The organism is Spirillospora sp. NPDC127506 (assembly GCF_040302145.1).
Classification (GTDB): Bacteria; Actinomycetota; Actinomycetes; order Streptosporangiales; family Streptosporangiaceae; genus Spirillospora.
Window position 1 is genome coordinate 1 of record NZ_JBEORG010000062.1, and the last position, 24,183, is coordinate 24,183.

Below are 24,183 nucleotides of genomic sequence, written 5' to 3' on the forward strand. Positions count from 1 at the left end.
GCTCAGATCAACGGCTTGACGAACCGCCGGATGCGGGCCCGCATGTCCGGTGGTGTGAGAGGAGGGCCGGGCGACCCGGCCCTCCTACTCGATTGCCCGGAAGATTCGGCTGTGCCCGGAAGATTCGGCCCGGAAGATTCGGCTCGGACGCCCGGCTCGGATGGCTCAGGTGGTCCTGCGGTCGGCGAGGGCGGCCCAGCTCTCGTCCCAGAGGGCCTCGCGGCGGCGGTCGTAGTGGCGGCGCGCGAAGTAGTAGCCGGCCAGGAGGGGCAGGCCCACCAGGGTCACGGCCATGGTGCCGGCGACGGCGGTGGTCGAGATCGTGTCGGCGTGGGTGCGGGGCGCGCGGGCCAGGTCGCCGGAGCCGTCCACCCAGATGCGGCGGGTCGCGCCCGGCTTCACGGACTTGTCCGCGGGGACGACCGCGGTGCGGGCCCTGCCGTCGGAGGGCGTCCAGTACAGCACGGCGTAGGTGTGCCGCACGCCCGCGCCGTCCTCCGACTTGGCCTCCGTGACGCGCGCGTCGACGCGGTGGTTGGCGGCCTGCTGCCGCTCGGCCTCGACGCCGGTCCGGTAGGCGTGGGAGGCGAGCGCGGCGGCGGCCGGCGGCGCGAGTCCAGCGAACAGGACGACGGCGCCGACCCCGACCGCCCACTGGCGGCGGTCGACGCCGCGGCGCAGATCGTTGCGGTCGAAGCCGAACCGGCGGCGTACGCGTCCCAGCCTTTCCATCTCTTTTCTCCTCCTTGTCTGAGACGGTAATGGCTGGGCAAAAGGCCGGGCAGGGCCCGGAGGTCCCGGGTGGGGGGACCTTCGTCCCCTTTTGGTCGATGCGCCGGCGGCGCAGACTGGACCGAGGGAGGCAGTCCTATGAACAGCGAGGAAAGGAAACGGTGGCCGCACGTCCTGTTCGGCTATGACGGGACGCCGGAGAACGACGCGGCGCTGCGCTGGGCTGTCGAGGAGGCCCGGCTCCGGAGGTTCGGGCTGGTGATGTGCCACTGCTGGCACTGGCCCTACCCGGCCGGGCACGCCGACCCGGACATCGAGACGATCATGAAGCGGGCGGGTGAGAACCTGCTCGACGGCGGCGTACGCCGGGCCTACGAGCTGGGGGTGCCGGGCGCGGTCCGCAAGCGGCTGCGGCGCGGCCCCGCCGCCGAGGCGCTGCTGAGCGCCGCCGCCGGGGCCGAGCTGGTGGTGATCGGCGCGCCCGAGCGGCCCGACGAGGGCGGGACGGCGATGGAGCTGTCGGCCCGGTCCCCGCGCCCGGTGATCGCCGCCCGCGCCGGGACGCCGCCGCACCGCGTCGTGGTGGGCGTCGACGGGTCCTCCCGCTGCGCGAGCGCGCTCGGCTTCGCCGCGGAGGAGGCGGCGCTGCGCGGCTGGACCCTGCACGTCGTGCACGGCTGCTGGGAGCCCGGCGCGGTCGTCGAGTCCGAGCTCGCGCTGTTCCACGACCGGGAGCTGCTGGAGAAGACCCGCGCCGCCGAGCTGGACGAGGCCGTGGAGCCGGTGCGCCGCCGCTACCCCGACCTGCGCATCGAGGCGTCGCCGCTGCTGGAGAGGCCCTTCGACGCCCTGCGGGAGGCGGCGGAGAACGCCGGGCTCGTCGTGCTCGGCGACCGCGGCACCGGCCTGGAGCCGCTGGGCGCGACCGCCACCGCGATGCTGCGGCGGGCCTCCTGCACCGTCGCGATCGTGCCGGGACGCAGGTCCCGCGAGGCGAGGACCCTCGCCTCTGACCGTCCCGTCCCCGCCGGGCGAGCCTGGAACGCGGGAAGGGAGCGATGATGACCGATCGACGCGGCGTGGTGGCGGGCTACGACGGATCCGAGCAGAGCGCGGCGGCCGTCCGGTGGGCGGCCGAGGAGGCGCGCCTGCGGGGCGTGCCGCTGACCGTGGTGCACGCCTGGGAGATGTACGCGGGGGTCGGATGGGGCGCGATCCCCGTCGCCGACCTGCGCGCGGTGGCCGAGGAGGTCGCCGCGGAGGGCGCGGAGCACGCCCGCGAGGTCACCGGCGACGTGCACGCCGTCCTCGGCCGCGGCGGGCCGGCGACCGCGCTGATCGAGGCAGCCCGCGACGCCGAGCTGGTCGTCGTCGGGTCGCGCGGGCGCGGCGGCTTCACCGAGCTGGTGCTGGGGTCGACGGGCGTGGAGCTGGCGGCGCACGCCCCGAGCCCGGTCACGGTCGTCCGGGAGCCGCGCGCCGAGGGCCCGGTGGTCGTCGGCGTGGACGGCTCGGCGGCCTCGCTGGAGGCCCTCGGCCTGGCGTTCACCGAGGCCCGGCTGCGCGGCGCGGAACTGTCCGCGATCACCGCCTGGCCGCCCGACGCCGAGCCCGGACCCGTCCCGCTGGTGGACGCCGACGGGCTGCGCGAGTTCGCCGAGGGACGGCTCGCCGGGCTCGTCGAGCCGTGGCGGGAGAAGTACCCGGACGTCGCCGTCCGGACCGAGGTGATCACCGGCCCGCCCCGCCAGGTGCTGCTGACGGCCGCGAAGGACGCCCGGCTCCTCGTCGTCGGGTCCCGCGGGCTCGGCGGGTTCCGCGGCCTGCTGCTCGGCTCGGTCAGCAACGCGCTCCTGCACCACGCGGCCTGCCCGGTCGCCGTCGCGCACGCCCCCCGCGACTAGCCCGGGCCTCCGGACGCGCGGGCGCTCCCGATCCGGACGGGACGCCCGCGCGTCACCGTTCCGCGGCCCGCGCGGGCTGCGGGGCGGGCCGCGCGGCGGCCCGCGCGGGCCGTTCGGCGACGAGCGCCTCGGTCGCGTCCAGGGCCGGGGCCGTCGGCAGGTCGGGGTCGAGGATCAGCTGCAGCAGCAGCCCGTCCAGCATCGCGGTGAACAGCATCGCGGTGCCCTCGCGGCGCTCGGCCGGCCAGTCGGGGGACAGGTGGGCGAGCCGGGCGGCGACGCGGGCCCGGACGGTCCGCGACCAGTCCCTCCGCTCGGCGGCGAGCCGCGGGTCGCGCAGGGCCCGGACCAGCAGCTCGGCGGCCAGCCGCAGGTTGCGCTCGCCCGCGACCATCCGCGGGACGAGCTCGCGCACCGCGCGCAGCGCTGACCCGGCGTCGGGCGCGGCGACCAGCGCGTCCACCACCGGATCGATGATCATCTCGCTGGCCCGCTGCGCGACCGCGACGTGCAGGCCCGGCAGCCCGTTGAAGTAGTGGTGGAGCAGGCCCGGGCGGGTCCGCGCGCGGTCCGTGACGGCCCGCGCGGTGACCGCGGGCCAGCCGCCCTCGGCGAGCAGGTCGAGACCGATGCGCACCAGCTGGTCCCTGCGCGCCCGCCCGCGAGGAGTCGACGCGCCCCTCCCGGCGGCGGGGTCCTCGTGGGTCATGCCGCCAAGCTATCCCAACCCTTGCAGCGTGCAAAGATCGTCGTGCGGAACGGCCTGTCCGCCACATTTGCACTGTGCAAGGATGAGGGCGCCAAGACGATACGCGGTGCCCGCTCGGAGGCGCGAGGTGACCGGAGACGCGGCTTCCGCACTCCCGCTGTCGATCGACATCACGGTGGAGCGGCACTGCATCGTGCTGCGGCTGGGCGGCCACCTCGTCACCGGCAACGTCGCCCGGCTGAACCGCTGGCTCGACCGCATCGGCAGGCTGGAGGGCCGCGTCCTGGTCGCGATGGACCTGGCGGGCGTCGTCGGCTGCGACTCCGTCGGCGTCAGCGCGCTGATCGACGGTGCGGGCCGCATCCGCCGCGCCGGCGGGTTCCTCATCGCCGCGCACTACCCCGACGCCTGCCCGGCGTTTCCCGGCCGGGCCGCCCTGGAGACCCGCCCGACCGTCCAGGACGCCATCGACGTGCTCCGCGACTGGCGCCCGTAGAAGCGGGTAGTGCCCTCGCATGACCGATGCCGTGCTGTTCGACGTCGACGGGACGCTGGTCGACACCAACTACCTGCACGCCGCCACGTGGTGGCAGGCATTCCTGCAGTACGGCCGCACGGTCCCGATGGGGCGGATCCACCGGGCGATCGGCATGGGCTCCGACAAGCTCCTCGACCACCTGCTGCCGGACGGCCGGGACCGCGGCGACGACGACGCGATCCGGTCCGCGCACACCGCCCTGTACGCGCAGTACTGGTCGCGGCTCACGCCCTTCGACGGCGCCGCCGACCTGCTGCGGGCCTGCGCCGCGCGGGGCCGCCGCGTCGTGCTGGCCAGCTCCGCCGCCGTGCCCGAGCTGAACGCGCTGCGCGCCGCGCTGGACGCCGACGACGCGGTGGACGAGGCCACGTCCGCCTCGGAGGTGGGGGAGAGCAAGCCGTCCCCCGACCCGGTGCACCTGGCGCTCGAACGCGCCGGGGTGCCCGCCGGCCGCGCCGTGTTCGTCGGCGACACCCGGTGGGACGTCGAGGCCGCCGAACGCGCCGGGATGCCGTGCGTGTGCGTCCTCACCGGCGGCTGGAGCCGGGACGAGCTGCTGAAGGCGGGCGCGGCGGCCGTGTACGACGGCCCCCGCGCCCTCCTCGACGATCTCGACGCGAGCCCCCTCGCCTGAGGCCCGCCCCGGCACCGGGCCGGGCCGGGGTCAGGACTCCGGGGTCAGGACTCGGCGCGCTCGCGCTCGGCGCGCAGCTGCAGCGCCACGTCGATGATCATGTCCTCCTGGCCGCCCACGTAGCCGGCCTCGCCGACCTTCTGCAGGATCTCGTAGGCCGGGACGTCGTACCGCTCGGCGGCCCGCTCGGCGTGCAGCAGGAAGCTGGAGTACACGCCCGCGTAGCCCTGCGTGATCGCGCCGCGGTCGGCGAACGGCAGCCGGTGCAGGAACGGCTTCACCACGTCGTCGGCGGCGGCCATCACGCCCTGCACGTCCACGCCGGTCGGGACGCCGAGCCGCTCGAACGTCGGCACCAGCACCTCGGTGGGGGAGTTGCCCGCCCCCGCGCCGAGCGCGCACAGCGCCCCGTCGATCTGCAGCGCGCCGTTCTGCTGCGCCAGCACCGAGTTCGCCACGCCCAGCGACAGGTTCTGGTGGCCGTGGAAGCCGACCTGCGCCTCGTGCCCGATCTCCTTGACGAGCGCGCTGATCCGCTCCTGCGCCTCGGTGAGGACGAGGGCGCCCGCCGAGTCGACGACGTACACGCACTGCGCGCCGCCGTCCACCATGATCCGGGCCTGCTTCGCCAGGACGTCCGGCGGCACCCGGTGCGCCATCATCAGGAACCCGACGGTCTCCATGCCGAGGTCGCGGGCGGCGGCGAAGTGCTGCAGCGACACGTCCGCCTCGGTGCAGTGCGTCGCGATGCGGGCGACGGACGCGCCCGCGTCGTGCGCCAGCTTCAGGTCCTCGACGGTGCCGACGCCCGGCAGCATCAGCACCGCGATCTTCGCGCGGACCGCCTCGTCCACGGCCGCGGCGACGAGCTTGACGTCGTCCTCCAGCGAGAAGCCGTAGTTGAACGACGAGCCGCCGAGACCGTCGCCGTGCGTGACCTCGATGACCTCGACGCCGGCGGCGTCCAGCCCGTGCACGACGCCGCGGACCTGCTCCTCGGTGAAGCGGTGCGCCATCGCGTGGCTGCCGTCCCGCAGCGTCGAGTCGGTGATCCGGATCTTCGCCGGGGTCTCCTGCGCGGTCTCCTGCGCGGGGCTCATGATGCCACCTTCCTGCGCGCCAGCTGCTCGCCCACCCGGGCGGCCGCCGCGGTCATGATGTCGAGGTTGCCGGCCCACGGCGGCAGGTAGTCGCCGTTCCCGCGGACCTCCAGGAACACCGCGACCCGGGCCATCCCGTTCCAGATGTCGCGGGGCCCGTCGAACTGCGGCTCGGCGCGCAGCGTGTAGCCGGGCACGTAGACGGCGACCTCGGCCACCATCTTCTCGATCGACTCCTGGATCGCCTTGGTGTCGGCGTCCGACGGGATCGCGCAGAACACCGTGTCCCGCATGATCATCGGCGGGTCGACCGGGTTCAGGATGATGATCGCCTTGCCCCGCCCGGCGCCGCCGACCGACTCGATCGCGCGGGCCGTGGTCTGCGTGAACTCGTCGATGTTGGCGCGGGTGCCGGGGCCGGCCGAGCGGGACGCGATCGACGCGACGATCTCCGCGTACGGGACCGGGACGACCGACGACACCGCGTGCACGATCGGGATCGTCGCCTGCCCGCCGCAGGTGATCATGTTGAGGTTCGGCGCGTCCGACAGCGTGTCCAGGTTCACCGGCGGGCACACGAGCGGGCCCGCCGCGGCCGGCGTCAGGTCGATCGCGGTGATCCCGGCCTCCTCGTAGCGGGGCGCGTTCGCCAGGTGCGCCTTCGCCGAGGTCGCCTCGAACACGATGTCGGGCAGCTCCGGCTGCTTCAGCAGCCAGTCCACGCCCTCCGCCGACGCCGGGACGCCGAGCTCGCGGGCGCGCTCCAGCCCGTCCGACTCCGGGATCACCCCGATCATCGAGTGGACGTCGATCAGCTCGCTGCGCATCAGCTTGACCAGCAGGTCGGTGCCGATGTTGCCCGGCCCGACGATGGCCGCCGTCAACTTGCTCATGCCTGCTCCACCCCCCCGGTTCGCTTCGCTCGTGTGTGCTGTCTGCGGGGGGACGACCCCCCGCGCCCCCCGGTTCGCTTCGCTCGTGTGTGTTGCCTGCGGGGGGACGACCCCCCGCGCCCCCCGGTTCGCTTCGCTCATGTTGGCTCCTCTCCGAACCGGGCGGTCACCGAACCGATCCCGGCGAACGTCGCCGTCAGGGTCTCGCCGGGCGCGACCGGCACCGCCGCGGTGATGGAGCCGGGCAGCACCACGTGCCCCGCCTCCAGCGCCACGCCGCGCTCGCCGAGCACGTTGGCCAGCCAGACCAGCGCGTTGATCGGCGAGCCCAGCACCGCGCCGCCCGCGCCGGTGTCGATCAGGTCGCCGTCGCGGCGCAGCAGGCAGCCCATCAGCGACAGGTCCTGGTCGTCCAGCCGGACGGGGCGGGTGCCGAGCACGACGCCGCCGCTGGAGGCGTTGTCGGCGATCGTGTCCGGCAGGGTGATCTTCCAGTCCGCGATGCGGGAGTCGATGACCTCCAGCGCCGGCAGCACGTACTCCACGGCGGCGACGGCGTCCGCCGCGGTCGCGCCGGGCCCGGCGAGCGGGCGGCCGAGCACGAACGCGATCTCCGGCTCGACGCGGGGCTGCAGGAACCGGCCCGTGTCGATCGGCGCGCTCTCCGGCAGGAACATCGTGTCCAGCAGGACGCCGAAGTCGGGCTGGTCCACGCCCATCTGGCGCTGCATCGCGGCCGAGGTCAGCCCGACCTTGTGGCCCTTCAGCCGGGCCCCCGCCGCGGTCCACGCCTCCACCTGGGCGAGCTGGACCGCGTAGGCGTCGGCCACCGACATGTCCGGATGGTCCTTGGTCAGCGGCGAGATGGGAGTGCGGGCGGCGTACGCGTCGAGCAGCGCCGCCGCCGCCTTCTCCACGGATCCCGGGTCCATTGGGCCGTCCTTTCGTTCGTCTGCCGTGGCCGAGCCTCCCCCGTCCCGGACGCGGCGGGCAACGCGCGCGTCCCGCGTGGTGGGACACTTCTTCTACAGTGGCGCCATGCCGCCGGACGACACCTACCTGCGCCGCGCCGTCGCGGTGCTGACCGCGTTCCGGGCGGACGACGACGGCCTCGGCGCCGCCGAGCTGGCCCGCCGCAGCGGCCTGCCCAAGTCCACCGCCCACCGGATCGCGCTCGACCTCGCCGAGGCGGGCCTCCTGGAGCGGGACGGCGCGCGGGTCCGCCTGGGTCTGAAGCTGTTCGAGATCGGCCAGCGGGTACCGCGCCAGCGCGTGCTCCGCGACGCGGCCGTCCCCTACATGTCGGACCTGCGGGAGGCGACCCGGCAGACCGTCCACCTCGCGGTGCTGGAGGGCACCGAGGTCGTCTACGTGGAGATCCTCGGCTCGTCGGGCGGGCCGCGCCTGCCGTCGCAGGTCGGCGGGCGGCTGCCCGCGCACGTGACCGGGGTGGGCAAGGCGATCCTGGCGTTCTCGCCGCCGGAGGCGGTCCGGGCGGTCATGGACGCGGGGCTGGTCAAGCGGAGCGAACGCAGCGTCGCCGCCCCGGGCCTGCTGGCGAAGGAGCTGGAGCGGATCCGCCGCGAGGGCGTCGCCTACGACCGGGAGGAGTCCGGCGCCGGGATCGTGTGCGCGGCCAGCCCCGTCCTCGGCCCGGACGGCCTGGCGCTGGGCGCCCTGTCGGTCTCGGGCTGGGCGTCGAAGATGCGCCTCGCCGCCGTCGCCCCGGCCGTCCACACGGCCGCGCTGACCCTGTCCCGCACCCTCCAGCGCTAGCGCGGCCGGTCCGGGAGGTGGCGGGCCAGGAGCTGGGCGAGGTGCTCGCCCTCGCGGTCCGCCAGTTCGCGGAGCTGGGTGCGGCAGCTGAAGCCGTCCGCCAGGACGACCTCGTCCTCGCGCGTCTTCCGGACGGCCGGGAGCAGCCGCGTCTCGGCGACGGCCACGGACACGTCGTGGTGGCCCCTCTCGACGCCGAAGTTGCCCGCGAGACCGCAGCAGCCGCCGAGCCGGCCGACGTCCGCGCCCGCCTTCTCCAGCAGGGCCGCGTCCTTCGTCCAGCCCATGACGGCGTGGTGGTGGCAGTGCGGCTGCGCGACGCCGGACACGCCGGACAGGTCGGGCGGCGTCCAGTCCTCGGTCTCGGCGAGCAGCTCGGCGAGCGTGCGGGTCGCGGCGGCCACCTCCCGCGCCGCGGCGGCGTCCACGCCGCGCAGCAGCTCCTCCGCGTCCGACCGCAGGACGCCGGTGCAGGACGGCTCCATGCCCACGACCTTCGCGCCGCGCCGCACGTGGGGCAGCAGCGCCCGCACCGTCCGGCGGGCCTGCGCGCGGGCCCCGTCCAGCTGGCCGGTCGAGATCCACGTGATGCCGCAGCACACCGGGTTCTCGGTGACCGTCACGCGGTAGCCGGCGTGCTCCAGCACCCTCACGGTCGCCTCGCCGACCTCGGGCGAGAACGCGTCGGTGAAGGTGTCCACGAACAGGACGACGTCGCCGTTGCGCCCCTCGGGGCTGCGGTGCGACGCGAACCGCCGCCGGAAGGTCACGGGCGCGAACGCGGGCAGCGTCCGCCGCCGGTCGATCCCGGCGCCCCACGCGACCAGCGGCTTCAGGGCGCGCGACCGCATCACCGCGTTCACCGCCCTGATCGACGCGGGCGCCTTCGCCGCGAGGCGCGTCCAGCGGGGGAGCCACCCCAGCGCGTAGTGCGCGCGCGGCCGGATCCGCCCCCGGTACCGCTGGTGCAGCGCCTCGGCCTTGTAGGAGGCCATGTCGACCCCGGTCGGGCAGTCGGACGCGCAGCCCTTGCAGGAGAGGCACAGGTCGAGGACGTCGTGCAGCGCGTCGGACTTCCAGCCGTCCGGCCCGAGCTTCCCGCTGACGACCTCCTGGAGGACGCGCGCCCGCCCCCGCGTGGAGTCCTTCTCCTCGCGGGTGGCGAGGTAGGACGGGCACATCACGCCGCCCGCCGCCGTGTTGTCGGCGCGGCACTTGCCCACGCCGGTGCACCGGTGCACGGCCCGCGACAGGTCGCCGCGGTCGTCCCGGTAGGCGAGACCGAGCCCGCGGTTCAGCGGGACGAGCTGTACCGCGCGGAGGTTGTCGTCCACGGGCGCGGGACGCACGATCACCCCCGGGTTCAGGACGTCCTCGGGGTCGAACACGTCCTTGACGGCCGCGCACAGGGCCAGCGCCTCGCGCGAGTACATGTGCGGCAGCAGCTCGCTGCGCGCCCGCCCGTCGCCGTGCTCGCCGGACATGGTGCCGCCGTGCCGCGCCGCGAGCGCCGCCGCGTCGTTCAGGAAGTCGCGGAAGACCGCCCTGCCCTTCGCCCGCCCGAACGGGAAGTCGATCCGGACGTGGATGCACCCGTCGCCGAAGTGCCCGTACGGGACGCCGAACAGCCGGTACTCGCCCAGCAGCGCCTCGAACTCCCTCAAGTAGGCGCCGAGCCGTTCAGGCGGGACGGCCGCGTCCTCCCACCCCGCATGCGCCTGCTCACCGCCGGGCGTCCGCGCGACGAGCCCGGACCCGTCTTCCCGAATGCGCCACAGCGCGTCGGCGAGCGCCATGTCCTCCACGACCATGGAGTCGACGCACCCGGACTCACCGGCGACCTTCCGCGCGGCGTCCCGCAGCGCCCCGATCTCCGCCCCCGCGAGCTCCACCAGCAGCCACCCGGAACCCTCCGGCAACGGCGGCACCGCGTCCGGGCCCCGCCGCTGCCGCACCACCCCGGTGATCCGGGAGTCGAGCCCCTCGCACGCCACCGGCCCGTGCGGCAGGATCGCCGGCACCGCGTCGGCGGCCTCGGCCATCGACCCGTACCCGAGCACGACCAGCACCCGGCACGCGGGCTCCCGCACCATCCGCACCCGCGCGGCCAGCGTCAGCGCGAGCGTCCCCTCGCTGCCCACCAGCGCCCGCGCGACGTCGAACCCCTTCTCCGGCAGCAGGTGCTCCAGCGAGTAGCCGGACACCTGCCGCCCGAACCGCCCGAACTCCGTCCGGATCAGCGCCAGGTTCTCGCCCACCAGGCCCTTCAACCGGTCGAGCAGCGCGCTGTCCGCGGCCGCCCCGGGCACGTCGCCGAGCCTCAGCCGCTCACCGGACCCGGTGACCACGTCGAGCCCGAGCACGTTGTCGCTGGTGCGCCCGTATCCCAGCGCCCGCGACCCGCACGCGTTGTTGCCGATCATCCCGCCCAGCGTGGCCCGCGTCCGGGTGGACGGATCGGGCCCGAACCGCAGGCCGTGCTCCGCCGCCGCCCGGTGCAGCCGCGCCTGCACGATCCCCGGCTCGACCAGCGCCGTCCCCGCGTCCGGGTCGATCTCCAGCACGCGGTTCAGGTGCCGGCTGACGTCCACCACGACGCCCGGCCCCACCGCGTTCCCCGCGATGGACGTCCCGCCGCCCCGCATCGTCAGCGGCACCCCGGCGTCCCGGCACACCCCCAGCACGACCGGGAGCTCCGCGGCCTCCCGGGGCGCCACCACGACCGCGGGCGGAACCCGGTAGAGCGACGCGTCGGACGAGTACATGGCCCGCGCCAGCGCCGAGTCGTCCACCCCTCCGATCCCGGCCCGCCGCAGCGCCTCCGCCACCTCGCGATGCTCGCCCACCGAACCTCCGTCCCCAGCCGAACCCCCTGGAAGCCACGTTAGTACCGCCCGGGCGGCGCGCGGTGCGGGCCAGTGGCGTCGGTCACCAGGACGTTCGTCGGGACGAAGGTCCCTTCTGGGGGTTCTGCGCATCCGAAAGGGTGTGAAGCAGCGGGTGACGATCATGGTTATCCCGCACGGGGTTGGGGAACGCCCAACGGCACTGCGCTGGGAGCAACGGGAATGGTGCGGCAGGTGACTGAAGCTCGGCAGGAGACCGGGCCCGGGCCGGCGGGGACCGGCCGGGCCGCTGGAAGCGGACGGCCGTGGGTCATGCTGGCGATGGCCACTCTCGGGTTCGCGGTGAACTTCTGGGCGTGGGCGCTGCTGAGCCCACTCGCCCCGGGGCTCAAGGAGACACTGAGGCTGACCTCGTTCGAGCAGGCGCTGCTCGTGGCCGTGCCGGTGATCGTGGGGTCGCTCGGCCGCATCCCGGTGGGGGCGCTGACCGACCGGTTCGGCGGGCGGGTGATGTTCCCCGCCGTGTCGGTGATCACGATCGTGCCCGTCCTGTACCTGGGGGTCGCCGGGCACTCGTCGCTGCCCGCGCTGCTGGTCGGCGGCTTCTTCCTGGGCATCGCCGGGACGGCGTTCGCGATCGGGGTGCCGTTCGTCAACGCGTGGTTCCCGCCGGAGCGGCGCGGCCTCGCGATCGGGATCTTCGGCGCGGGCATGGGCGGCACCGCCGTCAGCGCGCTGACCACCGTCAAGGAAGCCGACAGGTGGGGGACGCAGACCCCGTTCGTGGTGATGGCCGTCATGCTCGCGGTGTACGCGGTCGCGGCGTGGTTCGTGCTGCGGGAGGCGCCGGGGCGCACCGCTCCGGCCGAGCCGCTCGCCCGGCGGCTGGCGGCGACCGCGCGGCTGAGCGTCACCTGGGAGATGTCCGCGCTGTACGCGGTGGCGTTCGGCGGCTACGTCGCGTTCTCGGTGTACCTCCCCACGTACCTGAAGGCGGAGTACGGGCTGACTCAGGCCGACGCCGCGAACCGGATGGCCGGGTTCGTGCTGCTCGCCGTCCTGATGCGGCCGGTCGGCGGGTGGCTGTCGGACCGGCTCGGCGCGGTGCGGGTGATGACGGCGTCCCTGGCGGTGACGGTGGCGGGCGCGTTCCTCCAGTCGTTCGCACCGCCGCTGATGCCCTGGGGGACGATCGCGTTCCTGACCATGGCGGCGGCGCTCGGCGCCGGCAGCGGTGCGACGTTCGCGCTGGTCGCGCGGCTGGCGCCGGCGAACAAGGTCGGCGCGGTCACCGGCGTCGTGGGCGCCGCGGGCGGCCTCGGCGGGTTCGTCCCGCCGCTGCTGATGGGCGCCCTGTGGGGCCGCCTCGGCGAGTACCGGATCGGCCTGCTGCTGCTCTCGATCGTCGCGGCGGCGGCCGCGGTGTTCACCGCGACGACCGTCCGGCGCGCTGTGGCGGCGCGCCGGGCCGACTGAAACGCTTCTTCCTGCGAACCGTCGGCAGGATGATGCGCATGGGGCGCGATTCGTCCCAGGATGATGCGGAAGAAGGGGATCCGAGTTGAGTTCGACCACCGGCCGGCCAGGAATGGACGGCCCGCTGGAAGACGCGCTGGTGGGCACGCGCAGGTACTTCACCCGCGCCCGCGTCTCGCCGGACCTGCGGACGATGACCAAGAAGGGCGGCCGGGAGGCGGACGCCTTCTACCGGGACCGCTGGTCGCACGACAAGGTGGTGCGCTCCACCCACGGGGTGAACTGCACCGGGTCGTGCTCGTGGAAGGTGTACGTCAAGGACGGCATCATCACCTGGGAGGCGCAGCAGACCGACTACCCGTCGGTCGGCCCCGACCGCCCCGAGTACGAGCCGCGCGGCTGCCCGCGCGGCGCGTCGTTCTCCTGGTACACCTACTCGCCGACGCGGGTGCGCTACCCGTACGTGCGCGGCGTCCTGCTGGAGATGTACCGCGAGGCCAGGGCCCGCACGGGCGACCCGGTCGAGGCGTGGCGGGAGATCGTCTCCGACCCGGAGAAGGCCCGCGCCTACAAGGACGCCCGCGGGCGCGGCGGCCTGGTGCGGGCGACGTGGGACGAGGCGACCGAGATGATCGCCGCCGCGCACGTCCACACCATCAAGGAGTTCGGCCCCGACCGGGTCGCCGGGTTCTCCCCGATCCCCGCGATGTCGATGGTGTCGCACGCGTCCGGCGCCCGGTTCGTGTCGCTGCTCGGCGGGACGATGCTGTCGTTCTACGACTGGTACGCCGACCTGCCGGTGGCGTCCCCGCAGGTGTTCGGCGACCAGACCGACGTCCCCGAGTCGGGCGACTGGTGGGACGCCGGCTACCTCATCATGTGGGGCTCGAACCTGCCGGTGACCCGCACCCCCGACGCGCACTGGATGACCGAGGCCCGCTACCGGGGCCAGAAGGTCGTCGCGGTGTCCCCGGACTACGCCGACAACGTCAAGTTCGCCGACGAGTGGCTCGCCGCCCAGCCCGGCACCGACGGCGCCCTGGCGATGGCCATGGGCCACGTCATCCTCAAGGAGTTCTTCGTCGACCGGCAGGTCCCGTACTTCACCGACTACGTGAAGCGCTACAGCGACCTGCCGTTCCTGGTGCGGCTCGAGGAGCGCGACGGCGGGTACGTCCCGGGCAAGTTCCTCACCGCCGCCGACCTCCCGGGCGCCGAGGCGCAGTCCGAGAACGCCGCGTTCAAGACCGTGGTCCTGGACGCGAACACCGGTCACCCGCTCGTCCCGAACGGGTCGCTCGGGTTCCGCTACGGCGAGGCCGGCGAGGGCAAGTGGAACCTGGACCTGGGCGGCGCCGACCCGATGCTGTCGGTCGAGGGCGGCGACGCAGTCGAGGTCGAGCTGGCCCGCTTCGACGGCGTCGACGGCGCGCCGGGAACGCTCCGGCGCGGCGTGCCGGTCCGCACCGTCGGCGGCCACCTGGTCACGACCGTGTACGACCTGCTGCTCGCCCAGTACGGCGTCGGGCGCGACGGGCTGCCGGGCTCCTGGCCGACCGGGTACGACGACGCGTCCGAGCCGGGCACCCCCGCCTGGCAGGAGACGTTCACCGGGGTCCCGGCGCAGGCCGCCGAGCGGATCGGCCGCGAGTACGCCCGGAACGCCGAGGAGACCCGCGGCCGCTCGATGATCATCATGGGCGCGGGCACCAACCACTGGTTCCACTCCGACACCATCTACCGGACGTTCCTCGCGCTGACCACGCTGACCGGCGGGCAGGGCGTGAACGGCGGCGGCTGGGCGCACTACGTCGGGCAGGAGAAGTGCCGCCCCGTCACCGGATGGGCGCAGCTGGCGTTCGGGCTGGACTGGTCCCGCCCGCCCCGGCAGATGATCGGCACCGCGTTCTGGTACCTGCACACCGACCAGTTCCGCTACGACCACTTCGACGCCGGCGCGCTGTCCGCGGCGACCGGCGGCGGCGCGTTCGCCGGCCGCTCCACCGCCGACGTGATCGCGCAGGCGGCGCGGCTCGGCTGGATGCCGTCCTACCCGACGTTCGACCGCAACCCGCTGGCCCTCGCCGACGAGGCGGAGGCCGCCGGGAAGCAGCCCGGCGAGTACGTCGTCGAGGAGCTGAAGGCCGGCCGGCTCAAGTTCGCCTGCCAGGACCCCGACGCGCCGGAGAACTTCCCCCGCGTCCTGACGGTCTGGCGGTCCAACCTGCTCGGGTCGTCCGCGAAGGGCAACGAGTACTTCCTGCGGCACCTGCTCGGCGCCGCCGACGCCGTCCGCGCGGAGGAGGCGCCGCCGGACGTCCGGCCGGAGGAGGTCGTCTGGCGGGACGAGGCCCCGGCCGGCAAGCTCGACCTGCTGCTGTCGCTGGACTTCCGGATGACCAGCACCACCGTCTACTCCGACATCGTGCTGCCGGCGGCGACCTGGTACGAGAAGCACGACCTCAACACGACCGACATGCACCCGTTCGTGCACTCGTTCAACCCGGCGATCGGGCCGCCGTGGCAGACCCGCAGCGACTGGCGGGCCTTCCAGGACATCGCGACCGCGTTCAGCCGGCTCGCCGAGGGGCACCTCGGCGTCCGCAAGGACATCGTGGCCGTGCCGCTCCTGCACGACACCCCCGACGAGATGGCCACCCCGCACGGGCGCGTCCTCGACTGGGCGAAGGGCGAGTGCGAGCCCGTCCCCGGCGTGACGATGCCGAAGCTCGTCGCGGTCGAGCGCGACTACCCGGCGGTCGCGGCGAAGATGACCGCGCTCGGCCCGCTCGCCGAGCGGCTCGGCGCCACCACCAAGGGCGTCACGTTCGACGTGGAGCGCGAGGTCGAGTACCTCAAGCGGAAGAACGGCGTCGTGCGCGGCGGGCCCGCCGACGGACGCCCGTCGCTGAAGCGGGACGTGCACGCCTGCGAGATGATCCTCGCGTTCTCCGGCACGACGAACGGGCACCTGGCCACCCAGGGCTTCCGGGCGGTGGAGCGCCGCACCGGGCGCGAGCTCGCCGACCTCGCCGCCGAGCACGAGGGCAAGCAGATCACGTTCGCCGACACCCAGGCCCGGCCGGTGCCCGTCATCACGTCCCCCGAATGGTCGGGGTCGGAGAGCGGCGGCCGCCGCTACTCGCCGTTCACCATCAACGTCGAGCGGCTGAAGCCCTGGCACACCCTCACCGGGCGCCAGCACTTCTACCTCGACCACGACTGGATGGCCGAGCTGGGCGAGCAGCTGCCGACCTTCCGGCCGCCGCTCAACATGTCCGCCCTGTTCGGCGAGCCCGAACTGGGCGAGACGGGCGAGCTGGGGCTGACCCTCCGGTACCTCACCCCGCACAACAAGTGGTCGATCCACTCCGAGTACCAGGACAACCTGTTCATGCTGTCGCTGTCGCGCGGCGGCCCGGTGATCTGGATGAGCGGCGTGGACGCGGCCAAGATCGGCGTCCGCGACAACGACTGGATCGAGGCGGTCAACCGCAACGGCGTCGTCGTCGCCCGCGCGATCGTCACGCACCGGATGCCCGAGGGCACCGTGTACATGTACCACGCGCAGGACAAGCTGATCGACGTCCCGCGCGCGGAGACGTCCGGCCGCCGCGGCGGCATCCACAACTCCCTGACCCGGCTGCTGATCAAGCCGAGTCACCTCGTCGGCGGGTACGCGCAGCTGTCGTTCGCGTTCAACTACCTCGGGCCGACCGGCAACCAGCGCGACGAGGTCACCGTCATCCGCCGCCGCTCCCAGGAGGTGCAGTACTAATGCGCGTCATGGCGCAGATGTCGATGGTGATGAACCTCGACAAGTGCATCGGCTGCCACACCTGCTCGGTCACCTGCAAGCAGGCGTGGACGAACCGCAGCGGCGTCGAGTACGTCTGGTTCAACAACGTCGAGACCCGCCCCGGGCAGGGCTACCCCCGCCGCTACGAGGACCAGGAGAAGTGGCGCGGCGGCTGGACGCTGAACCGGCGTGGCCGGCTGGCGCTCAAGGGCGGCGGCCGGTGGCGCAAGCTGCTGACGATCTTCTCCAACCCGAAGCTGCCCGGGATCGACGACTACTACGAGCCCTGGACGTACGACTACGAGACCCTCACCGACGCGCCGCTGCAGGAGCACACGCCGGTCGCCCGGCCGAAGTCGCTGCTGTCCGGCAAGGACATGAAGGTCTCCTGGTCGGCGAACTGGGACGACGACCTCGGCGGGTCCGTGGAGCACGGCGACAAGGACGTCCTGCTCAAGGAGATCTCCGACAAGGTGAAGATGGAGTTCGACAAGACCTTCATGTTCTACCTGCCGCGGATCTGCGAGCACTGCCTCAACCCGTCGTGCGCGGCGTCCTGCCCGTCCGGCGCGATCTACAAGCGCACCGAGGACGGCATCGTCCTCGTCGACCAGGACAAGTGCCGCGGCTGGCGGATGTGCGTGTCCGGCTGCCCGTACAAGAAGATGTACTTCAACCACCGGACCGGCAAGGCCGAGAAGTGCACCTTCTGCTTCCCGCGCATCGAGGTCGGCCTGCCGACGGTGTGCGCGGAGACGTGCGTCGGGCGGCTGCGCTACATCGGCCTGATGCTCTACGACGCCGACCGGGTGCTGGAGGCCGCGTCCACGCCGGACGACAAGGACCTGTACGAGGCGCAGCGCAGCGTGTTCCTCGACCCGAACGACCCGGAGGTCATCGCGGCGGCCCGGCGGGAGGGCATCCCGGACGACTGGATCGAGGCCGCGCAGCGGTCCCCGATCTACGCGCTCATCAACACCTTCAAGGTGGCGCTGCCGCTGCACCCGGAGTACCGGACGATGCCGATGGTCTGGTACATCCCGCCGCTGTCGCCGGTGGTGGACGTCATCCGCGACACCGGGCACGACGCCGAGGACAAGGGGAACCTGTTCGCGGCGATCGACGCGCTGCGCATCCCGGTGGAGTACCTGGCGGAGCTGTTCACCGCGGGGGACACCGCCGTCGTCGACGCGGTGCTGCGCAGACTCGCCGCGATGCGCTCCTACATGCGCGACATCAACCTCGGCCGCGAGCCCGACGACACCATCCCCGAGGGCGTCGGCATGACGGGCGAGTCGATGTACGACATGTACCGGCTGCTGGCGCTCGCCAAGTACGACGAGCGGTACGTGATCCCCACGGCGCACGCCGAGGAGGCGCACAGCCTGGAGGAGATCGCCACCGAGTGCGCGCTGGACTACGACGGCGGGCCCGGCATGGGCGGCGCCGGGCTGCCCGGCGGCTCCGGCCCGTTCGGCGAGGCGTCCGGGCGGCCGAACCCGATCGCGGTGGAGAACTTCCACATGCTGCGGGCGCGGCAGACCGCCGACAACCCCGTCGACCCGGCCGACAAGCACAAGCGGGTCAACCTGCTCAACTGGGACGGCAAGGGCGCGCCCGCGGGCCTGTTCCCCGAGCGCAAGCCCGACTCGCAGGCCGGGCCGGACGGCACCGACCCGCCCGCCGACCCGGGCGCCGCCGAAACGGAGCCGAAGCCGTGAAAGCCAGGATCGCGAGGAGGGCCGGATTCGACGACGCCCAGCTGGCCACCTCCTGGCAGGCTGCGTCGCTGCTGCTCGGCTACCCCGACGAGGAGCTGCTGGGCCGCCGCCCGCTGCTGCGCCGCGCGGTGGCGGGCCTGCCCGAGGCGGCCGCGGAGCCGCTCGGCCGCGTCCTGGACCATCTGGACGCGACGCCGCAGCGGGAGCTGGCCGCCGACTACGTCGCCACGTTCGACCACCGCAGGCGGTGCTGCCTCTACCTGACCTACTACGCCTACGGCGACACCCGGAAGCGGGGCATGGCCCTGCTGCGGTTCAAGCAGGCGTACCAGGCGGCCGGGCTCGACCTGGACGACGGGGAGCTGCCCGACCACCTGGCCGTGGTCCTGGAGTTCGCCGCGACCGGCGACCTGGAGGCGGGGCGGCGGCTGCTGGTCGAGCACCGCGCCGGACTGGAGCTGCTGCGCATCTCGCTCACCGAGGCGGGGTCGCCGTGGGCGCCGGTCCTGGACGCGGTGTCGGCGACGCTGCCGCCGCTGACCGGCCGCACCGAGGACGCCGTCGCCCGCCTCATCGCCGAGGGGCCGCCGGAGGAGACCGTCGGCCTCGCGCCCTACGGGGCCGACGCCGCCGCGGCGGGCCCCGTCTTCCTGCCCGATCCCACCGTTGGAGCCCGCTCATGACCAGCACCCTGCCCGCCCTCGCCGCGGAGAACGGCGGCGAGGCGGGCGTCGCCGGCACCCTGCTGTGGGTCGCCCTGCCCTACGTCACCATCGCGGTGTTCGTCCTCGGGCACGTCTGGCGGTACCGCTACGACAAGTTCGGCTGGACGACCCGCTCGTCCCAGCTGTACGAGCGGCGGCTGCTGCGCATCGGCAGCCCGCTGTTCCATTTCGGGATCCTCGTCGTCGCGCTCGGCCACGTCGGCGGGCTGCTGATCCCGGACCGGTGGACGGAGGCGGCGGGCATCACCGAGGACATGTACCACGTCGTCGCCGTCGTCCTCGGGACGATCGCGGGGTTCTGCACGCTGGCCGGCCTGGCGATCCTGATCTACCGGCGGCGGACGGTCGGGCCGGTCTTCCTCGCGACCACCCGCAACGACAAGCTGATGTACGTGGTGCTCGCCGGCACCATCGTCATCGGGCTGGCCGCGACGGTCGCCGCCAACATCATCGGCGACGGCTACAACTACCGGGAGACGGTCTCCCCGTGGTTCCGGTCGGTGTTCTACCTGCAGCCGGACCCGGACCTGATGACGGGCGTGCCGATCCTGTTCAAGCTGCACGCGCTGAGCGCACTGGTGCTGTTCAGCATCTGGCCGTTCACCCGGCTGGTGCACATGCTCACCGCGCCGATCGGCTACCTGACCCGCCCCTACATCGTGTACCGCAGCCGCGACGAGCACCTCGGCATGCACGAGACGCGCCGGGGCTGGGAGAGGGTCCAGCGCCCCTGACCCGGACGATGAGCGCTCCCACCCCCGCGCAGGGGGCGGGAGCGTTCCCGTGCGCGCGGCCGGCCGGACTCAGGAGCCGGGCGGGATGCGGCGGCCGGTGACCCGCCACAGCGGGACGCGGACGAAGTGGTCGCGCGGCCCCGGCGCCCACGGCCGCAGCGGCAGCAGGGCGAGGCGCGCCTGCTCCGCCGGGTCGGTCACCGCGCGGGCCTGCCCGACCACGGTCACCGACCAGCCCGTCCGGGCGGCCGGATCGAAGGCGTCCACCTCGAACGCGACGATCGCGCCGCGCAGCGCGGCGTCGAACTTCGAGCCGGGCGCGGTGCGGATGATCACGGCCTCGTCGCCGTCCAGGACGAAGGTGACCGGCTGGATGGCGGGCAGGGCCTGGTCGGTGTAGACCACGCGCCCGACCGGCGCGGACCGCAGCAGCGCGATGCACTCCTCGCGGCCGAGGATCTCCAGGTCTTCTCCGGCAGGTCGCATGCCACCAGGTTTCTCGACGGAGGGCGCGGGCCACAGGGGGCGAACGTCCCCGCCGGGCGGCGATGGTCCCGCGGGCGATGGACCTTGGCCCTTTCCAGCGGCGGCGACGCCCGCCGGGGTCCTCACCGGGGAGGGGTCACGAGGCGGCGGGGGCGCGGTCGCCGATCCGGCGGCCGGTGATCAGCTCGGGCCGGATGCGGATGAAGTAGTCGCGCTCGCCGGGGGCCCAGCTGCGCAGCGGCAGGGCCTCCAGCGCGGCGACGTCGCCGGCGTCGGTGACGTGCCGCGCGGGCCCGACCGCGACCACCGACCAGCCCGTCTTCGCGGCGGTGTCGAACTCGTCGATCTCGAACGCGACGATCGTGTCGGCGGCGGCCTTGGCCAGCCGCGACGTCCGCGACGTCCGGATCACGATGTCGTCGCCGCTGAGGGCGAAGTTCACCGGCTGGACGGCCGGCAGCGCGTGATGGGTGAACACGATCCGCCCGATCTCCGCGCGTGCCAGTAGGGCGCGGCACTCGTCCTCCTCGAGGATCTCCAGGCCGCTGTGGTCGAGCTGCATGCGTCCAGCCTGGTGTGCGGGCGCGGACCGCCGTTAGGGACCAAGGTCCCGATTCCCCGGGGTGGTGCCGGACGGCGCCGCCTGGGGCGGTAACGTCCCGGTCAACCGACCGAAGCCAGGAGGATCCGTGCTCGCCCTCACCACCGCCGACGTGCGCCTGTTCCTGCACGTGCTCGCCGCGACGATCTGGGTCGGCGGGCAGATCACGCTGGGCGCGCTCGTGCCCGCGCTGCGCGGCCACGAGGGCGTCACCAAGCTGGCCGCGCGCCGCTACAACATGGTCGCCTGGCCCGCGTTCGCCCTGCTCGTCCTCACCGGCGTGTGGAACATCACCGCGGGCGACATGGGCGACGCGGCGCAGCGGACCCTCGAAGTGAAGCTCGTGTTCGTCCTGCTGTCGGGCCTGGGGGCGTTCCTGCACACCCGCGCCAAGTCCACGGCGGGCCTCGCGGTGTGGGGCGCGGTCGGCATGGTCGGCGCCCTCGCCGCGCTGTTCTTCGGCGTCCAGCTCGGCTGATCAGCCGCGCCCGGCCGCGGCCGCCCGGCAGCGCCCGGCGATCGCGCGCAGGGCGTCCAGCAGCTCCGGCGGTCCGTCGGCCCGGAAGTCGGCGTCGAGCATGAGGATGTTCAGGGCCAGCCGCTCCGGGGTGTCGCCGCTCGCGTGCACCGCGCAGGTGTCCGCGTCCAGCGGCTCGACGAGGACGGACGCGGGCACCCGCGCCGTGATCTCGGCCGCGGGCGCGCGGACGGTGACGCGGGCCCGGTGCCGCGCGAGCGCGGCGTCCACGCCGCGCGGCACGAGGTCCGCGGGCGGCGCCGCCCGCGGCGTGAACCGCGGGCCCTCAGGGACGCGCAGGGCGATCCGGTCGGCGCGGAACGTGCGCCAGCCGTCCCGGGCCGTGTCCCAGCCGACCAGGTACCAGCGGCGGCCCGTGTGGACGAGCCGGTAGGGCTCGACGTCCCGGTCGGTCCCGGAGCCGTCGTGGCTCCGGTAGGCGAACCTCAGCCGCCGGTGGTCGCGGCAGGCGGCGGCGATCGCCGCGAGGGTCTCGGCCGCCACGGTCGGCCCTCGCGGCGCCAGCGGCGTCGTGTACCCGTGCAGCGCGCCGACGCGGCGGCGCAGCCGGGACGGCAGGACCTGCTCCAGCTTGGCGAGCGCCCGCACGCTGGTCTCCTCGATGCCGGCGACGGTGCCGCCCGCGGCGGTGCGCAGGCTGACGGCGACCGCCACGGCCTCCTCGTCGTCCAGCAGCAGCGGGGGCAGCGCGGCGCCCGCGCCGAGCCGGTAGCCGCCGGCCGTGCCGGGCGCCGCGTGCACCGGGTAGCCGAGGGCGCGCAGCTTGCCGATGTCGTAGCGGACGGTGCGGGGGCTGACGCCGAGGCGCTCGGCGAGTTCGGGGCCGGTCCAGTCGCGGCGGCCCTGCAGCAGCGACAGCAGGCGGAGCAGGCGGGCGGAGGCTTCGAGCATGTCTCCGATTCTCCCGCGATCGCGGCAAGGATCCTGCCGCATGGCGCGCGAAGCTCGTCTCATGAGCGATGACATCCGCCCCTTCCGCATCGAGATCCCGCAGGCCGACCTGGACGACCTCCGCGAGCGGCTCGCCCGGACCCGGCTGCCCGGCCAGGTACCCGGCACCGGCGCCGAGCGCGGCGTCACCGAGCACCGGCTGCGCGAGCTGGTCGAGTACTGGGCCGCCGGCTACGACTGGCGCGTCCACGAGACGCGGCTGAACGAGCACCCGCAGTTCGTCACCGACATCGACGGGCAGCGCGTCCACTTCCTGCACGTCCGGTCGCCCGAGCCGGACGCGACCCCGCTGCTGCTCACGCACGGCTGGCCCGGCTCGGTCGCCGAGTTCCTCGACGTGATCGGGCCGCTGACCGACCCGCGCGCCCACGGCGGCGACCCCGCCGACGCCTTCCACCTCGTCGTCCCGTCCCTGCCCGGCTTCGGCTTCTCCGCCCCGCTCGCCGGGACCGGCTGGGATCTGCGGCGCATCGCCGCGGCCTGGGCCGAGCTGATGGAGCGCCTCGGCTACGACCGCTACGGCGCCCAGGGCGGCGACTACGGGTCGGGCGTGTCCCGGGAGCTGGGCCGGCTCGCCCCCGACCGGGTGATCGGGGTGCACCTCAACTTCCTGCTCACCTTCGGCTCCCCGGAGGGGCTGCCGGACGCCGACCGGGAGCGGCTGGCCCGGCTGGAGGGCTTCACGTCCGACATGGGCGGCTATCTCGCGATCCAGTCGACCCGGCCGCAGACCCTCGCCTACGCGCTCGCCGACTCCCCGGCGGGGCAGCTCGCCTGGATCGCCGAGAAGTTCACCGAATGGACCGAGGACGGCGTCGACCGCGACGCGATCCTCACCCACGCGACCCTCTACTGGCTGACCAACACCGCGGGGTCGTCGGCCCAGCTCTACTACGAGGCGTCCCGCACCTGGGGGCGGGACGAGCCGTCGCCGGTCCCGACCGGGGTGGCCGTGTTCCCGTTCGAGCCGGCGCCGCCGGTGCGCGCGCTCGCGGAGCGCACCGAGAAGATCGTCCACTGGACGGAGTTCGACCGCGGCGGCCACTTCGCGGCGCTGGAGCAGCCCGGCCTGCTCGTCGCCGACATCCGGGACTTCTTCCGCGCGCTGACCGGCGAGTAGATCGTCTAGGTTTGCCCCATGAGCGATTCTGTGGCGGTGGGGCTGGTCGGAGCGGGGCCCTGGGCGGGGATGGTGCACGCGCCCGCGCTGGCGGCGGGACCGGGGACGCGGCTCGCCGGCGTCTGGGCGCGGCGGCCGGAGGCGTCCGCCGAGCTGGCCGGCCGGCACGGCGCGCCCTCGTTCGCGCGGATCGAGGAGCTGTTCGACGCCTGCGAGGCGGTGGCGTTCTCCGTCCCGCCGGACGTCCAGGCCGACCTCGCCGCCCGCGCCGCCCGCGCGGGCAAGGCCGTCCTGCTGGAGAAGCCCCTCGCCATGGACCTGGACGGCGCCCGCCGGGTGGCCGGCGCGATCGCCGAGGCGGGCGTCGTCTCCCAGATGGTCTTCACGCTGCGCTACTCGCGCGCGGCGCGCGACTTCCTCGGCCGGGTGGGCGGCCTCGAACCGTTCGGCGGCTACGGATCGTTCGTCTCCTCGGTGCTGAGCGGCGGGCCGTTCGCCACGCCGTGGCGGCTGGAGAAGGGCGCGCTGCTCGACCTCGGCCCGCACATCGTCGACCTGCTGGACGCCTCCCTCGGCCGCGTCGTGGGCGTCCGCGCGCAGGGCGACCCGCTGGCCTGGCTGGGCCTCACGCTGGAGCACGAGGGCGGCGTGCTCAGCCAGGCGTCGGTCTCGATGGCGGGGACCGGCGAGCTGCCGCCCGCCCGCGTCGAGGTGTACGGGCGCAGGGGACACGCCGTGCTCGACTGGTCGCAGCTCGGCGACGACGCGTTCGCGACAATGGTCGACGAGTTCGCCGCGGCCGTCCGCGGCGGGCAGGCCCCGCCGCTGGACGCCGCGCACGGCCTGCGCATCCAGGAGATCCTCGCCTCCGCGGAGGCGCAACTCACCGAGTGAGGGGAA

Annotated in this window: 22 protein-coding genes; 13 read left to right on the top strand and 9 right to left on the bottom strand. The window is 74.1% G+C overall.

What is annotated here, in order from left to right; translation table 11 throughout:
• Nucleotides 1-165: 165 nt before the first annotated feature.
• The gene (locus ABTW95_RS33375) at nt 166-732 is read right to left on the bottom strand and encodes an Rv1733c family protein (protein WP_396450128.1); all 567 of its coding nucleotides are present in this window, start codon (nt 730-732) and stop codon (nt 166-168) included.
• A gap of 138 nt (nt 733-870) precedes the next feature.
• Between ABTW95_RS33375 and ABTW95_RS33380 the strand changes: the two genes are divergently transcribed.
• Both ABTW95_RS33380 and ABTW95_RS33385 read left to right on the top strand, forming a co-directional pair.
• The gene (locus ABTW95_RS33380; RefSeq protein ID WP_396450130.1) at nt 871-1,794 is read left to right on the top strand and encodes a universal stress protein; all 924 of its coding nucleotides are present in this window, start codon (nt 871-873) and stop codon (nt 1,792-1,794) included.
• Nucleotides 1,794-2,636 (top strand): universal stress protein, encoded by an 843-nt coding sequence (locus tag ABTW95_RS33385; protein ID WP_396450131.1) that lies wholly within the window; start codon nt 1,794-1,796, stop codon nt 2,634-2,636. Before ABTW95_RS33380 ends, ABTW95_RS33385 begins: the two co-directional genes overlap by 1 nt.
• A 52-nt stretch (nt 2,637-2,688) precedes the next feature.
• On the opposite strand, the gene ABTW95_RS33390 is transcribed toward ABTW95_RS33385, so the two are convergent.
• Nucleotides 2,689-3,345 carry a TetR/AcrR family transcriptional regulator gene (locus ABTW95_RS33390; RefSeq protein WP_396450133.1) on the bottom strand — a complete coding sequence of 219 codons (657 nt, stop codon included), beginning with the start codon at nt 3,343-3,345 and terminating at the stop codon, nt 2,689-2,691.
• Between the two features lie 127 nt (nt 3,346-3,472).
• Here ABTW95_RS33390 and ABTW95_RS33395 point away from each other — a divergent pair, with 127 nt between their 5' ends.
• Both ABTW95_RS33395 and ABTW95_RS33400 read left to right on the top strand, forming a co-directional pair.
• On the top strand, nt 3,473-3,841 hold the full coding sequence (locus ABTW95_RS33395; protein ID WP_396450134.1) for an STAS domain-containing protein: 369 nt from the start codon (nt 3,473-3,475) through the stop codon (nt 3,839-3,841).
• 19 nt (nt 3,842-3,860) lie between these two features.
• Nucleotides 3,861-4,517 carry an HAD family hydrolase gene (locus ABTW95_RS33400; RefSeq protein WP_500228384.1) on the top strand — a complete coding sequence of 219 codons (657 nt, stop codon included), beginning with the start codon at nt 3,861-3,863 and terminating at the stop codon, nt 4,515-4,517.
• A gap of 44 nt (nt 4,518-4,561) precedes the next feature.
• On the opposite strand, the gene dmpG is transcribed toward ABTW95_RS33400, so the two are convergent.
• From dmpG to ABTW95_RS33415, 3 genes are all read right to left on the bottom strand, one after another.
• A complete protein-coding gene (dmpG, locus tag ABTW95_RS33405) occupies nt 4,562-5,617 on the bottom strand; it encodes a 4-hydroxy-2-oxovalerate aldolase (RefSeq protein ID WP_396450137.1) in 1,056 nt (351 codons plus the stop codon).
• Nucleotides 5,614-6,510: an acetaldehyde dehydrogenase (acetylating) gene (locus ABTW95_RS33410; protein WP_396450139.1), complete on the bottom strand. Its 897-nt coding sequence runs from the start codon at nt 6,508-6,510 to the stop codon at nt 5,614-5,616. The genes dmpG and ABTW95_RS33410 overlap by 4 nt, the downstream gene beginning before the upstream one ends.
• A 137-nt stretch (nt 6,511-6,647) precedes the next feature.
• Nucleotides 6,648-7,442, bottom strand: a complete 795-nt coding sequence (locus ABTW95_RS33415) for a 2-keto-4-pentenoate hydratase (RefSeq protein WP_500228385.1) — start codon at nt 7,440-7,442, stop codon at nt 6,648-6,650.
• 106 nt (nt 7,443-7,548) lie between these two features.
• Here ABTW95_RS33415 and ABTW95_RS33420 point away from each other — a divergent pair, with 106 nt between their 5' ends.
• Entirely contained in the window at nt 7,549-8,286 is a 738-nt protein-coding gene (locus ABTW95_RS33420) for an IclR family transcriptional regulator (protein ID WP_396450143.1), read from the top strand.
• On the opposite strand, the gene ABTW95_RS33425 is transcribed toward ABTW95_RS33420, so the two are convergent.
• Nucleotides 8,283-11,051: an FAD-binding and (Fe-S)-binding domain-containing protein gene (locus ABTW95_RS33425; RefSeq protein ID WP_500228396.1), complete on the bottom strand. Its 2,769-nt coding sequence runs from the start codon at nt 11,049-11,051 to the stop codon at nt 8,283-8,285. The two genes, ABTW95_RS33420 and ABTW95_RS33425, sit on opposite strands and share 4 nt — an antisense overlap.
• 402 nt (nt 11,052-11,453) lie before the next feature.
• Here ABTW95_RS33425 and ABTW95_RS33430 point away from each other — a divergent pair, with 402 nt between their 5' ends.
• From ABTW95_RS33430 to narI, 5 genes are all read left to right on the top strand, one after another.
• Nucleotides 11,454-12,608 carry an MFS transporter gene (locus ABTW95_RS33430; protein ID WP_500228386.1) on the top strand — a complete coding sequence of 385 codons (1,155 nt, stop codon included), beginning with the start codon at nt 11,454-11,456 and terminating at the stop codon, nt 12,606-12,608.
• Nucleotides 12,609-12,720: 112 nt separating this feature from the next.
• The gene (locus ABTW95_RS33435) at nt 12,721-16,386 is read left to right on the top strand and encodes a nitrate reductase subunit alpha (protein WP_500228397.1); all 3,666 of its coding nucleotides are present in this window, start codon (nt 12,721-12,723) and stop codon (nt 16,384-16,386) included.
• Nucleotides 16,386-18,128 carry a nitrate reductase subunit beta gene (gene narH, locus ABTW95_RS33440; protein ID WP_500228387.1) on the top strand — a complete coding sequence of 581 codons (1,743 nt, stop codon included), beginning with the start codon at nt 16,386-16,388 and terminating at the stop codon, nt 18,126-18,128. The genes ABTW95_RS33435 and narH overlap by 1 nt, the downstream gene beginning before the upstream one ends.
• Nucleotides 18,125-18,811 carry a nitrate reductase molybdenum cofactor assembly chaperone gene (gene narJ, locus ABTW95_RS33445; RefSeq protein ID WP_500228388.1) on the top strand — a complete coding sequence of 229 codons (687 nt, stop codon included), beginning with the start codon at nt 18,125-18,127 and terminating at the stop codon, nt 18,809-18,811. Before narH ends, narJ begins: the two co-directional genes overlap by 4 nt.
• Entirely contained in the window at nt 18,808-19,587 is a 780-nt protein-coding gene (narI, locus tag ABTW95_RS33450; protein WP_396450148.1) for a respiratory nitrate reductase subunit gamma, read from the top strand. The genes narJ and narI overlap by 4 nt, the downstream gene beginning before the upstream one ends.
• Nucleotides 19,588-19,656: 69 nt before the next feature.
• On the opposite strand, the gene ABTW95_RS33455 is transcribed toward narI, so the two are convergent.
• Both ABTW95_RS33455 and ABTW95_RS33460 read right to left on the bottom strand, forming a co-directional pair.
• Nucleotides 19,657-20,073 carry a pyridoxamine 5'-phosphate oxidase family protein gene (locus tag ABTW95_RS33455; RefSeq protein WP_396450150.1) on the bottom strand — a complete coding sequence of 139 codons (417 nt, stop codon included), beginning with the start codon at nt 20,071-20,073 and terminating at the stop codon, nt 19,657-19,659.
• A gap of 136 nt (nt 20,074-20,209) precedes the next feature.
• Nucleotides 20,210-20,635 carry a pyridoxamine 5'-phosphate oxidase family protein gene (locus ABTW95_RS33460; RefSeq protein WP_396450152.1) on the bottom strand — a complete coding sequence of 142 codons (426 nt, stop codon included), beginning with the start codon at nt 20,633-20,635 and terminating at the stop codon, nt 20,210-20,212.
• A gap of 127 nt (nt 20,636-20,762) precedes the next feature.
• Here ABTW95_RS33460 and ABTW95_RS33465 point away from each other — a divergent pair, with 127 nt between their 5' ends.
• Nucleotides 20,763-21,152: a hypothetical protein gene (locus tag ABTW95_RS33465; protein WP_500228389.1), complete on the top strand. Its 390-nt coding sequence runs from the start codon at nt 20,763-20,765 to the stop codon at nt 21,150-21,152.
• On the opposite strand, the gene ABTW95_RS33470 is transcribed toward ABTW95_RS33465, so the two are convergent.
• Nucleotides 21,153-22,103 carry a helix-turn-helix transcriptional regulator gene (locus tag ABTW95_RS33470; RefSeq protein ID WP_500228390.1) on the bottom strand — a complete coding sequence of 317 codons (951 nt, stop codon included), beginning with the start codon at nt 22,101-22,103 and terminating at the stop codon, nt 21,153-21,155. It abuts the gene before it with no gap.
• A gap of 61 nt (nt 22,104-22,164) precedes the next feature.
• Between ABTW95_RS33470 and ABTW95_RS33475 the strand changes: the two genes are divergently transcribed.
• On the top strand, nt 22,165-23,283 hold the full coding sequence (locus ABTW95_RS33475) for an epoxide hydrolase family protein (RefSeq protein WP_500228391.1): 1,119 nt from the start codon (nt 22,165-22,167) through the stop codon (nt 23,281-23,283).
• An 18-nt stretch (nt 23,284-23,301) separates the two neighbouring features.
• Nucleotides 23,302-24,177: a Gfo/Idh/MocA family protein gene (locus ABTW95_RS33480; protein WP_396450158.1), complete on the top strand. Its 876-nt coding sequence runs from the start codon at nt 23,302-23,304 to the stop codon at nt 24,175-24,177.
• Nucleotides 24,178-24,183: the final 6 nt, after the last annotated feature.

Bases quoted from the DNA above. Each gene is read 5' to 3' on its own strand.
- ABTW95_RS33415 (WP_500228385.1), bottom strand. From the start codon at position 7,442: ATGGACCCGGGATCCGTGGAGAAGGCGGCGGCGGCGCTGCTCGACGCG.
- ABTW95_RS33425 (WP_500228396.1), bottom strand. From the start codon at position 11,051: ATGTACTCGTCCGACGCGTCGCTCTACCGGGTTCCGCCCGCGGTCGTG.
- ABTW95_RS33480 (WP_396450158.1), top strand. From the start codon at position 23,302: ATGAGCGATTCTGTGGCGGTGGGGCTGGTCGGAGCGGGGCCCTGGGCG.
- ABTW95_RS33390 (WP_396450133.1), bottom strand. From the start codon at position 3,345: ATGACCCACGAGGACCCCGCCGCCGGGAGGGGCGCGTCGACTCCTCGC.
- ABTW95_RS33475 (WP_500228391.1), top strand. From the start codon at position 22,165: ATGAGCGATGACATCCGCCCCTTCCGCATCGAGATCCCGCAGGCCGAC.
- narH (WP_500228387.1), top strand. From the start codon at position 16,386: ATGCGCGTCATGGCGCAGATGTCGATGGTGATGAACCTCGACAAGTGC.
- ABTW95_RS33380 (WP_396450130.1), top strand. From the start codon at position 871: ATGAACAGCGAGGAAAGGAAACGGTGGCCGCACGTCCTGTTCGGCTAT.
- narI (WP_396450148.1), top strand. From the start codon at position 18,808: ATGACCAGCACCCTGCCCGCCCTCGCCGCGGAGAACGGCGGCGAGGCG.
- ABTW95_RS33435 (WP_500228397.1), top strand. From the start codon at position 12,721: ATGGACGGCCCGCTGGAAGACGCGCTGGTGGGCACGCGCAGGTACTTC.
- ABTW95_RS33455 (WP_396450150.1), bottom strand. From the start codon at position 20,073: ATGCGACCTGCCGGAGAAGACCTGGAGATCCTCGGCCGCGAGGAGTGC.
- ABTW95_RS33410 (WP_396450139.1), bottom strand. From the start codon at position 6,510: ATGAGCAAGTTGACGGCGGCCATCGTCGGGCCGGGCAACATCGGCACC.
- ABTW95_RS33470 (WP_500228390.1), bottom strand. From the start codon at position 22,103: ATGCTCGAAGCCTCCGCCCGCCTGCTCCGCCTGCTGTCGCTGCTGCAG.
- ABTW95_RS33385 (WP_396450131.1), top strand. From the start codon at position 1,794: ATGACCGATCGACGCGGCGTGGTGGCGGGCTACGACGGATCCGAGCAG.
- ABTW95_RS33400 (WP_500228384.1), top strand. From the start codon at position 3,861: ATGACCGATGCCGTGCTGTTCGACGTCGACGGGACGCTGGTCGACACC.
- ABTW95_RS33430 (WP_500228386.1), top strand. From the start codon at position 11,454: ATGGCCACTCTCGGGTTCGCGGTGAACTTCTGGGCGTGGGCGCTGCTG.
- ABTW95_RS33375 (WP_396450128.1), bottom strand. From the start codon at position 732: ATGGAAAGGCTGGGACGCGTACGCCGCCGGTTCGGCTTCGACCGCAAC.
- ABTW95_RS33460 (WP_396450152.1), bottom strand. From the start codon at position 20,635: ATGCAGCTCGACCACAGCGGCCTGGAGATCCTCGAGGAGGACGAGTGC.
- dmpG (WP_396450137.1), bottom strand. From the start codon at position 5,617: ATGAGCCCCGCGCAGGAGACCGCGCAGGAGACCCCGGCGAAGATCCGG.
- ABTW95_RS33420 (WP_396450143.1), top strand. From the start codon at position 7,549: ATGCCGCCGGACGACACCTACCTGCGCCGCGCCGTCGCGGTGCTGACC.